The 6,702-nt window shown below is 29.7% G+C and carries 7 protein-coding genes and 1 pseudogene; all 8 read left to right on the top strand.

Annotated features, from left to right (window positions below):
- Positions 1–313: pseudogene (locus ASC36_RS10915) on the top strand (nucleoid-associated protein); the annotation flags it as partial.
- Positions 314–365: 52 nt separating this feature from the next.
- On the top strand, positions 366–776 hold the full coding sequence (locus ASC36_RS10040; protein WP_082435441.1) for a VRR-NUC domain-containing protein: 411 nt from the start codon (positions 366–368) through the stop codon (positions 774–776).
- A 29-nt stretch (positions 777–805) separates the two neighbouring features.
- A complete protein-coding gene (locus ASC36_RS10035) occupies positions 806–1,879 on the top strand; it encodes an XRE family transcriptional regulator (RefSeq protein WP_055426363.1) in 1,074 nt (357 codons plus the stop codon).
- A 219-nt stretch (positions 1,880–2,098) separates the two neighbouring features.
- Complete coding sequence (locus ASC36_RS10030; RefSeq protein WP_055426362.1) at positions 2,099–2,524, top strand: hypothetical protein; 426 nt, start codon at positions 2,099–2,101, stop codon at positions 2,522–2,524.
- A 17-nt stretch (positions 2,525–2,541) separates the two neighbouring features.
- Positions 2,542–3,033, top strand: coding sequence for a phBC6A51 family helix-turn-helix protein (locus ASC36_RS10025; protein ID WP_055426361.1), 492 nt, complete (start codon positions 2,542–2,544; stop codon positions 3,031–3,033).
- Positions 3,011–4,459: a phage terminase large subunit gene (locus ASC36_RS10020; RefSeq protein WP_245630768.1), complete on the top strand. Its 1,449-nt coding sequence runs from the start codon at positions 3,011–3,013 to the stop codon at positions 4,457–4,459. The genes ASC36_RS10025 and ASC36_RS10020 overlap by 23 nt, the downstream gene beginning before the upstream one ends.
- Positions 4,460–4,485: 26 nt before the next feature.
- A complete protein-coding gene (locus ASC36_RS10015; RefSeq protein ID WP_055426360.1) occupies positions 4,486–5,856 on the top strand; it encodes a phage portal protein in 1,371 nt (456 codons plus the stop codon).
- A 2-nt stretch (positions 5,857–5,858) separates the two neighbouring features.
- The coding region (locus tag ASC36_RS10010) for a hypothetical protein (RefSeq protein ID WP_221400585.1) at positions 5,859–6,702 on the top strand (844 nt) is incomplete at its 3' end.

Genomic DNA, 6,702 nt, shown 5'->3' with positions numbered 1-6,702 from the left:
GAACGAAACTATTACTGAAGAAATTTTAGAAAAGGAGTTGTTGGAAAATTATAATGTAGTAAATGAATTTAAAACATATAAAAAAGATTATTCAGAAAATGCAGGTATTCAATTTTCAGAAATATTTGATGTTTCCTCAAGCGCTCTGGCAAGAGAAAAACGAAAAATTAAAACAGACATAAAGTTAGATACACATATTCAGATTAAATTAGATATTAATAGACCTGAGGCTTCTGAGGATTATCTAGAACAAGGATATGATCAAGAAAAGAAAATGTTTTATTACAAAGTATTTTATAATTCAGAGATTTAAAAAAATATGAAAACAAATACAATAAAAACATATTAATTTAAAATAATAAAAGATGAGTAAAACCTTAAAAACATATAATAGTACCCCACCTATTGATAAAGAAAAAAAAATAGCACGCAAACGAAATAACCTAGAGAGCAAATTACAAAGAGCATGTATAAAATGGTTTAAATATCAATATCCCCAAGAAGTAATATTTGCCATACCCAATGGGGGGAAAAGAAGTAAAATTGAAGCTGCAATCATGAAGGGGGAGGGGGTATTACAAGGAGTTTCAGACCTTTTTGTAATGAGCGGAAAAAACGGATATAATGGGTTATTTGTTGAGATGAAAACCGGAAGTAATACATTATCATCCTATCAAAAGCAATTCATTAAAACAGCACAAGACAAGGGCTATAAAACAGAAGTATGTTATTCATTTGAAGAGTTTATTGAAAAAGTAACGGAATATCTGAATTAAAATCAACAACTTTAAAATTAAAAGAAATCATGGAAAGCAATAGTTATAATAGTGAAACTCTAAAAATAGTGAGAGACTATATGGGGTTAAGCCAAACATCTTTTGCCGAAAAATTAGGTATATCCCAAGCTGTAATTAGTAAAATAGAAAAAGGACAAAAAGTATTAGAAGCGGATATTGTAGGAAAATGTTCGGATTATTTTAACGAATTTTTTTTTAAAAAGAATATTGATGCACCAAATCAGAAATTATTTTATAGAAAATTGGTGTCTACACCAAAATCGACGTTAAATTTATTTGAAGCCCGATTAAATCTAATTTCAATGGCTTTAAAAGAAGTTTTAGAAATAGTCGATTTGCCAGAAAACAAGATACCTAAACTAGATGCGGAAGATTTTAACTTAAATTTTGAAGAGATAGCGACAACTATTCGTTTAGAACTGGGATTAAATGGAAGTCCTATAAAGAATATAGTTAACTTATTAGAGAAAAATGGAGTTATAATTCATTTTTTTGATTATTCGTTTATTTCTCCGGAAAACAGAAAATTTGATGGAGTAAGTTTCTATATTGAAGGAACCCCTGTAATGTTAATTAATAATAAAATACCCAATTCAAGGAAGGTTTTTACTATAGCGCATGAGTTATTTCATTTAATAGCACATTTTGATAATATAATTTCAATTAACAGGGATATAGAAGATGAAGCTAATAAATTTGCATCGGCTTTTTTAGCTCCGGAAAAGGAAATAAGAGATTCTTTTAAAAGATTAACTTTTGATAAGTTATGTGATTTAAAATCTCAATGGAAGCTGTCAATAGCCGCATTGTTATATAGAGCAAAAGATATAGGATCAATATCTTCGGACACATATAGGGTATGGGTTACAAAGTTAGCAAAGTATAGAAAAAAGGAGCCTTATGAGTTTGAATTAGATAATACACAGTTATTAAGACAAACATTTGAATTAATAACTAAAGAAAAAAATAATTTTTTTTATGATTTAGGGTATAAAGATAATGTTGTAAATGAGTTATTTAATACGGTTATAACAACACCAAATAAGAAAAAAATAGAAACGAAATTGAGAATAGTGATATAAGTAAAGGAAACAGATATTGTCAAAAATAATTAACCTGCTAAAAAGCAGGTTTTTTTTGTTACTTATAAAGACATATTGATTTCCGTAAATAAAAAAATAAACTTAAAGTATAACTTTAAATAAATTTAATATTTTTTTTAAAATCAATTTGTTATATATTTAAAATATATATAATTTTGTAATTATAATTTGAATTATTATTTAACTAAATAAAAAATATTGGAGGTAATTTTTATCGGCACATTAAAAGGCTCTGACAAGCACATTCAACAGAAACTTTATAGAATAAAAGAATGTGGTTTTGATTATTTTCATTTTGTAAAAAAAGGCGATATAGATCTTTCTGTTCTAGATAAAATAGAAGAGATAATTAAACTTGTGTTCAACATATCGGATGATATTTTTTCTAAATCTAAAAAACTAGAATACGCCCAAAGCAGAATGATATATGTATATTATGCAAGAAAGCTCGGATTGACCACTTATGAGATTAGTAAAAAACTTAATAGACACATAGTAAGTATATATTATTTCATTAAGAAATTCAATGAGGATATTAAATATGATAAAAATTTTATAAAGAAATACATACAAGTTGAAAACGAAATTTTAAAAATACTAAAGCATAATTCAAAACTAATTTGAATTTAAATATTATTGATATGGCAAAGTATAGCAAAGATATAGTAGAAGAGATTACTAATTTATTGAAATCTGATAGCTATACTATTTCCGAGATTTGTAAAAGAGTAGGTATTGCTGAATGCACTTTTTTTGAATGGCAAAATTCAAAACCCGAGTTTTTAGAGCAAGTTAAAAAGGCAAGGAAAGAAAGATATAAAATGTTCGCTAACGAAGCGGAGAAATCTTTATTAAAAAAAATACAAGGATACGTTGTCGAAGAAACGAAAATTGTTAAAAGAAAAAATTCTGAAGAACAAACAATAACTAGAAAACACATTCAACCTGATACCGCAGCGATAATATTTACTTTGACAAACCAAGATTCGGAAAATTGGAAAAACAAACAATATAACGAACATATTGGGAAAGATGGTGAAGATTTATTTAAAGCCTTTGATCTTTCAAAAATATCGACTGAAAAATTAAAAGAAGTAGAAAAGATGCTTCGTGAAGGGCAAAATGACCACTAAACAAATGCTTAATCCATATTCTTATAATCCTTTATTGACTACCCGTATTGAGTTGTTTAAGCGACATAATTTCAGCTTTATAATTGAAAGAGAAAACAAAAGTCATCTAAAGCAAGAAGAGTGCTTAAAATTGCTTACAGACCCCCATCATTCAGATGTTGTATATGGTGGAGCTGCAGGGGGAGCGAAAAGCTGGACAGGGTGCACCTATTTAACTTTTATGTGTTTACTGTACCCCGGTACCAAGTGGTTTGTCGGACGAGAAACATTAGTAGATATAATGACATCCACATGGCAAACTTTCGGAAGGGTTTTTAAACAATATAGCGTAGATAAGGATTATTTTAAAATAAATGAGAAGTATAACTATATAGAATTCATAAATGGCAGTAGAATTGATTTTTTAAAACTACAATTTTTGCCGAAAGATCCTTTATATGAAAGATTTGGCTCTAAAGAATATACAGGAGGCTGGATAGAAGAAGCCGGTCAAATTAATGTAGGCGCCTACGACATCCTTAAAACCAGGATAAACAGATGGATGAATGATAAATATAATTTAGTAGGAAAAATATTTATCACTTGTAACCCCAAAAAGAATTGGCTTTATAATAAATTTTATAAACCATTTGTAAAAAACACATTACCTGACTACGCGTCTTTTCTACCTTGTCTGGTTACTGAAAACCCTTTTATAGACTCAGGATACATTAATAACCTTAAAACCTCTAATAATGTAGTATTAATAGAGAGATTATTAAAAGGTAATTGGGATTATGAAGACAACCCTAATGCTCTGTGTACTTATGAATCAATAGTTCAAATTTTCAATAATACATTGTCGATTAAAAACGAAAAATATTATATAGTTTGTGATGTCGCCCGGTTTGGATCCGACGTCGCAAGAATAACCGTATGGAATGGGTATGTAATTATATACCACAATCAATTTGGGACTTCAAAATTAACGGAGATACAAATGAATATAAAACATTTACAGCAGGTATATAAAATACCTAACTATAGAGTATTAGTAGATGAAGACGGAGTTGGGGGAGGGGTTGTTGATAATTGTGGTGTAATAGGGTTCAAAAATAATTCAAAGCCATTTAACGAGGAGAATTATAAAAATTTAAAAACACAGTGTGCCTATAAATTAGCGGAAAAAATAAATAATAATGAAATAGGGTTTGATGCCGACATTAGCGAGAGTGAAAAAGAAAATATCATTCTCGAATTGGCTAATCTGCAAACTTGGAAAGTTGACGGAGATGGAAAACTTGAAGTTAAACCAAAAGAAGAAATAAAAGATACTATCGGTCATTCGCCAGATTGGTTGGACTGTTTCACAATGCGGATGTATTTTGAATATCGAGATACTGGAATATTTGATAATATATCTAAAGAAGTATTCGGATTTATTTAGTATAATATATGATAAAATAATTGATAATGGAGATCTATAAAACATTTGATGAATTGCTAGCCGATAAAGATGTAAACGGGGTTTTATCGACGATGGAAAATAATAGCGAATATGCTTCAAACAATATTAAAAAATACAATGTAAGCACCCATATTATAAACAATAGAGAGGATAAAATATTAACAAATGAGAAAGGACAGAGGACGGGAATAAAAAAACAATGGAAGTTGCCCATAAATTACCCTAAATATATTAACGAGATATCTTTAGTGATGTTGTTCGGGAATCCCGTTAAGTGGATGCAGACGTCCCAGAACACGGAGGCTGCCTTTCAAAAGTTTATGGAAATATTAAAAAAAATCAGGTTTAACTACATTATAAGAGAATGTAAGAGAATCGCGGGGGCAGAATCTGAAAGCGCTTTATTAATTCATTGGGAAAAAGATAAGAAAGGATACACAGATTTAATAGCCAAACCTTTAGCTAAATCATTAGGTGATGATATTTATTATTCAAAAGATCAATTTGGAAGACTATTAAGCTTCGCTAGAGTGTATAATTTAAAAATTAACAATGAAATTAAACAACATTGCGATATATACACGAAAGAAACTATTTACAGATGCGTAAAATCTAATTTAGGTTGGGATATAAATATAGAAATCAATTTAGCGGAAAAGATCCCAGTAATTTTGTTTCAGCAAAACACTGAATTTGGTGACGTAAATTCATTAATTGAAAGGCAAGAATGGTTAGCTTCAACTAACGCCGACACGAATGACTATTTTTCATCCCCAATGCTCAAAATATACACGGATAAAATAGTTTCTTTGCCCGAAAAAGACGAACAAGGAAAAGTATTAAAATTAACGGGAGACGCAGGTGCCAGTTATTTAACCTATGACTCTTTACCTGAGGGCAAAAAATATGAAATGGACTTTTTGGATAAACATATCCTTAGAGGATCATTTACGCCAAGCATAGATTATGAAAATATTAAAGGTACTAGTGCTATGTCGGGTAAAGCTTTAAAGCAATTAATGGTTTTGGCGAAAATAAAGGCCGATATGAATAAAGAAATATATGGAGCTATGTTGGATAGATTTTCGAGCTTAATAATTGCTATTATTTCTAATATTCTAGATGTCAGCTTAAAAGACGAATGTAAAGCACTAGTCATTTCTCACGAGTTCCAGGAGCCGTTTGATGAAGATATTTCCATTTTACTAAACGATTTAATTGATGCAAAACAAAATGAAATAATTTCACAACAAAGCGCCGTTTCTTTGAATCCGTACGTAGCTAACGCATCGGAAGAATTAGAAAAAATTAAAATAGAAAAAGAAGAACGAACAGAAAAAGAGAGGGCGGTAAATATATTTGAAAGCGGATATTAAAAATGGCTACTGAAAATGAGTTTGACAGACTAAATGAATATTGCTATCAAATTGAAAATACGTATGATAAGTATACGTTATTGCTAATAGAGTTAGTATTAATACATAAGATCATTCTTAATGAAAAAGCATTTTCTTTTTACAATTATGCTCTATTAGCAAAAAAAGCAAAAGTAATAACAAGGAATATGTATTCTGAATTATATTTTCATTTAAAAAAATCAATTACCAACGAGTGGAATTTATCAAATAAAAAAAATGACGAATTAGTAAATAAAATAAAAATACTTAAAAATAACACTAAATACTATAAACGTAATGAAGCCCCTTTACACGCTTTTTTTGAACGCAAAAGAAATGGGCTGAATTTATCTAATAGAGTATGGAATTTAACAACTCAACACAGGAAAGAGTTGGAGTTATGTATTGATGCGTGTTTAAGAGATGGAAAATCTGCACATTCACTCAGCTCTGAAATAAAAAAATATTTAAATGAACCAGACAAACTATTTAGGAAAGTAAAAGACCAAAATAATAAAACAACCTTGTCAAAAGCCGCTAAAGAATATTCGCCGGGCACAGGAGTATATAGAAGCAGCAAAAAGAACGCTTTACGGTTAACAAGAACAGAGATAAACATAGCCTACAAAACTGCAGATATTGAAAGATGGGAATCTATGCCTTTTGTGGTTGGCTATGAAATCAAGAGAAGCAACAACCCTTATCCCTGCAAAACCTGTGAAGCATTAAAGGGAAAATACCCCAAGTATTTTAAGTTTGTAGGTTGGCACCCTCAATGCTTATGCAGTATGACCCCTATACTGATGACACACCAAGAAATGTTGC

Origin of the sequence: Apibacter mensalis (genome assembly GCF_001418685.1) — a bacterium.
In the GTDB taxonomy this organism is placed as follows: Bacteria; Bacteroidota; Bacteroidia; order Flavobacteriales; family Weeksellaceae; genus Apibacter; species Apibacter mensalis.
The sequence above is the reverse complement of the archived record's forward strand: the minus strand, read 5'-3'. Positions and strand labels throughout refer to the sequence as shown.

Coding starts and splice junctions, on each gene's coding strand:
- ASC36_RS10040 (WP_082435441.1), top strand. CDS start 366: ATGAGTAAAACCTTAAAAACATATAATAGTACCCCACCTATTGATAAA.
- ASC36_RS10035 (WP_055426363.1), top strand. CDS start 806: ATGGAAAGCAATAGTTATAATAGTGAAACTCTAAAAATAGTGAGAGAC.
- ASC36_RS10025 (WP_055426361.1), top strand. CDS start 2,542: ATGGCAAAGTATAGCAAAGATATAGTAGAAGAGATTACTAATTTATTG.
- ASC36_RS10015 (WP_055426360.1), top strand. CDS start 4,486: ATGGAGATCTATAAAACATTTGATGAATTGCTAGCCGATAAAGATGTA.